This is a genomic window from uncultured Methanofollis sp. (assembly GCF_937919355.1).
GTDB lineage: Archaea > Halobacteriota > Methanomicrobia > Methanomicrobiales > Methanofollaceae > Methanofollis.
In genome coordinates this window covers 1-3,234 of the sequence record NZ_CALFSA010000153.1, presented here as the reverse complement: position 1 = coordinate 3,234, position 3,234 = coordinate 1, and the positions used below count along the sequence as shown (strand labels likewise).

Here is a 3,234-nt window from a genome sequence, read left to right as displayed (position 1 = left end):
CCCATTCCCGGTAAGAGAGCCTCCGGCAATGCCCCACAACCCCGGAGGCATGAGGTGAGTCGATGGAATCGCTCATGAAACGAAGTTTCAAGCGATTCTTTGAAAACCACCCTGGTGGTTTTCATGGTAATCACGTCAGGTTGGAATACTGGTCGTCGGTACGGTGATGCTCTTCTGCGGAGCGTACTTTCTGGCCCTGCTCGTCAGCGGCCTTCTCAGTCTGAATATTATGAATGTCCCCCTCCTCTTCCTGGTTCTTGCGGTCGTGGCGCTGGTGCTGGTCGTACTCGGGTGGTTGAAGACGTACCTCGAACGCATCGCGAAGGCCCTGGAGGAGATGGAGCAGAGGGTCGAGAGGATCGAGAGTGCCCTCGAAAAGATCGCCCGGTAGGTCTTCTCCAGGACTTCCACCGCTTGAGGGTGATGAATCATGGATGGGTTCGCTCTGCCGGAACCGGCATGGGGAGGCGGCACCCCTGTATCGAACCCCTTCTATTGAGCGCATCGTGATTATGCCTGTTTTTGGTGGCCGTATGTCAAAAATTACTGTCTATACTGTTTTCATATGGGAATAAATCCTGCATGGGTGTCGCATCTCCTGGAATCTCTTCTATCATTCTGATTATCCCGCCAGTCGTGCATGCCCCTCGCTGTTCCTGGGCACTGTTCCTCCGATCTTGCAGTTAATTTTATAACTAAAAGGTGGAAATATTGTTCCATCTCCTCGAGTACAGGAGCAGTGAAAACCATGTATGTGCGAAAAAACATTCTGGCGCTTCTGGTCGTCGCCTGTCTGGGACTCTGTGCGGTGCCTGTCCTGGCCGCAGACCCCGACGGGACGGCGACTCTTGAGGAGGATCCGGGAAAGGCCCTCGACTTCATCTGGGTCCTTGTCTGCGGGTTCATGGTGATGTTCATGCAGGCCGGGTTCTCCATGGTCGAGACCGGGTTTACCCGGGCGAAGAACGCGGCGAACATTATGATGAAGAACCTGATGGACTTCTCCGTCGGCGCCCTCGCCTACTGGGCTGTCGGCTTTGCCGTCATGTACGGCACGATGGAGGGCATGAACTGGCTCTTCGGCTGGTCGGGTTTCTTCCTGCTTGGCGACGCCTACGATGTCACCACCATCGAGTCCTGGTTCTTCCAGATGGTCTTTGCGGCGACAGCCGCCACGATCGTCTCGGGTTCGGTCTCCGAGAGGTGTAAGTTCTCGACCTACGTCATCGCCAGCGCCGTGATCACGGCCGTGATCTACCCGGTCTACGGCCACTGGGTCTGGGGCGGCGGCTGGCTTGCCGGGCTTGGCGCCCTCGACTTCGCGGGTTCGGGCGTGGTCCACTCCGTCGGCGGCTGGCTCGCCCTCGCCGGTGCACTCCTGCTCGGTCCCCGTATCGGAAAATATGCAAAGGACGGGACACCCCGTGCGATCCCCGGCCACTCGGTCACCCTGGGCATCCTGGGCGTCTTCGTGCTCTGGTTCGGGTGGTACGGCTTCAACTGCGGTTCGACGCTCAACGCCGACAGCCTCAGGATCGCCGTCATTGCGGCGAACACCACCCTGTCTGCTGCGGCAGCTCTCGTCACCGCTATGCTTGCCACCTGGGCCTGGCACGGCAAACCCGATGTCTCGATGTCGGGCAACGCGGCGATCGGCGGCCTTGTCGCAATCACCGCCGGGTGCGCCTGGGTGAACCCCCAGCTCTCGGTGCTGATCGGCATCGTCGCCGGCCTCCTTGTGGTCGTCGGCGTCTGGTTCCTGGACTGGGTCATCCATGTCGACGACCCGGTCGGTGCGATCGCGGTCCACGGCTTCAACGGTGCCTGGGGTCTCCTTGCCCTCGGTCTCTTCGCCGACGGCACCTACGGCGGCGTGACCGGACTCCTGTATGGCAACGCAGGGTTCTTCGGCGTGCAGGCGCTCTCGGTTGCGGTCAGCTTCGCCTGGGCATTCGGCACAGGACTTATCCTCTTTGGCATCATGAAGGCGGTCATAGGCATACGGGTCTCCGCTGCTGAGGAACTCCAGGGCCTCGACATCGGTGAACACGGGATGTCGGCGTACCCGAACTTCGTGGCCACGGAGCATGCAACAGAGGTGAAGCGATGAAAAAGATTGAGGCGGTCATCAGGCCGACAAAGTTCGAGGACGTGAAGTCTGCCCTTGAAGCCATCGGGATGGTCTCCATGACCGTCTCTGAGGTGAAAGGGCGGGGCGAGCAGAAGGGCGTCAGGCAGCAGTGGCGCGGCGCTGAGTACGTCGCCGACTTCTTCCCGAAGACCAGGATCGAGATGGTCGTCCCTGACGAGAAAGTGGACGAGGTCATCGCCGTGATCAGAGAGGCCGCGCAGACCGGTCAGATCGGCGACGGCAAGATCTTCGTCATACCGGTCGAACGGGTGGTCAGGGTCAGGACCGGAGAGGAAGGCGAGGCGGCCCTCCGTTAACCTCTTTTAACGGCGGGGGAATGGAGGTAATGGCAGGTTGTGCCGCCTCTCCCTCTCGTGGTCGCACCGGTTTCGAGGTCTTGCACATGACAGACGCAGGTATCATCCAGCACATCGGCGGCGAGGGTCCGGGCCCTCTCCTCCTCTCCCTCCTCGAAGACTACGGTCTTGAAGGTGCCGTTTACAGGATGGACCGCGGTGATCCGATCCCCCGCCACCCTGAGGTCATGATCGTCCTCGGCGGGCCGATGAACGTCTACGAGGAGGAGGCCCACCCCTATCTGGCCGACCTCGATAGCGCGGTCAGGGAGCATGTCCTTGCGGGCGGGCACTATCTCGGCCTCTGTCTCGGGGGCCAGGTCCTCGCAAAGGCCCTCGGCGCCCCTGTGACCCGCGCCCCTCTCCCCGAGTTCGGGGTGCACACTCTCTCCCTGACGCGGGAAGGTCGGCAGGACCCCTTCTTTGCGGGCGTGCCGCAGGCCTTCCCCGCCCTCGAGTGGCACTCCGACACCTTCGCCGTCCCCCGCGGCGGGACACTCCTTGCCACCTCGGCGTCGTGCAGGAACCAGGCATTCAGGTTCAGGAACGCCATCGGGCTCCAGTTCCACCCGGAGATGACTGTCGGGACCTTCGAGAAGATGGCCGACGAAGACGGCGCCGACCTGCGGAGGGCGGGTTATTCCGCCGACACTGTCGTCGCCTATGCCCGGGAATGGGAGGAGGACCTTGCGTGCGCCTCCGGCCGGATCCTCGGGAACTTCCTGGAGGGCGTGGTCGAGGAGAGCA

General features: G+C 61.6%; 3 protein-coding genes and 1 pseudogene. All 4 read left to right on the top strand.

The genetic code is table 11. From position 1 onward, the window contains the following. Positions 1–166 precede the first annotated feature (166 nt). Positions 167–391 (top strand): hypothetical protein, encoded by a 225-nt coding sequence (locus Q0520_RS07610; protein WP_298668394.1) that lies wholly within the window; start codon positions 167–169, stop codon positions 389–391. Positions 392–748: 357 nt separating this feature from the next. Further along, positions 749–2,110 (top strand): ammonium transporter, encoded by a 1,362-nt coding sequence (locus tag Q0520_RS07605; protein WP_298668391.1) that lies wholly within the window; start codon positions 749–751, stop codon positions 2,108–2,110. Then, the gene (locus tag Q0520_RS07600; RefSeq protein WP_298668388.1) at positions 2,107–2,448 is read left to right on the top strand and encodes a P-II family nitrogen regulator; all 342 of its coding nucleotides are present in this window, start codon (positions 2,107–2,109) and stop codon (positions 2,446–2,448) included. The genes Q0520_RS07605 and Q0520_RS07600 overlap by 4 nt, the downstream gene beginning before the upstream one ends. A gap of 86 nt (positions 2,449–2,534) precedes the next feature. Then, positions 2,535–3,234: pseudogene (locus Q0520_RS07595) on the top strand (hypothetical protein); the annotation flags it as partial.

Bases quoted from the DNA above. Each gene is read 5' to 3' on its own strand.
- Q0520_RS07610 (WP_298668394.1), top strand. From the start codon at position 167: ATGCTCTTCTGCGGAGCGTACTTTCTGGCCCTGCTCGTCAGCGGCCTT.
- Q0520_RS07605 (WP_298668391.1), top strand. From the start codon at position 749: ATGTATGTGCGAAAAAACATTCTGGCGCTTCTGGTCGTCGCCTGTCTG.
- Q0520_RS07600 (WP_298668388.1), top strand. From the start codon at position 2,107: ATGAAAAAGATTGAGGCGGTCATCAGGCCGACAAAGTTCGAGGACGTG.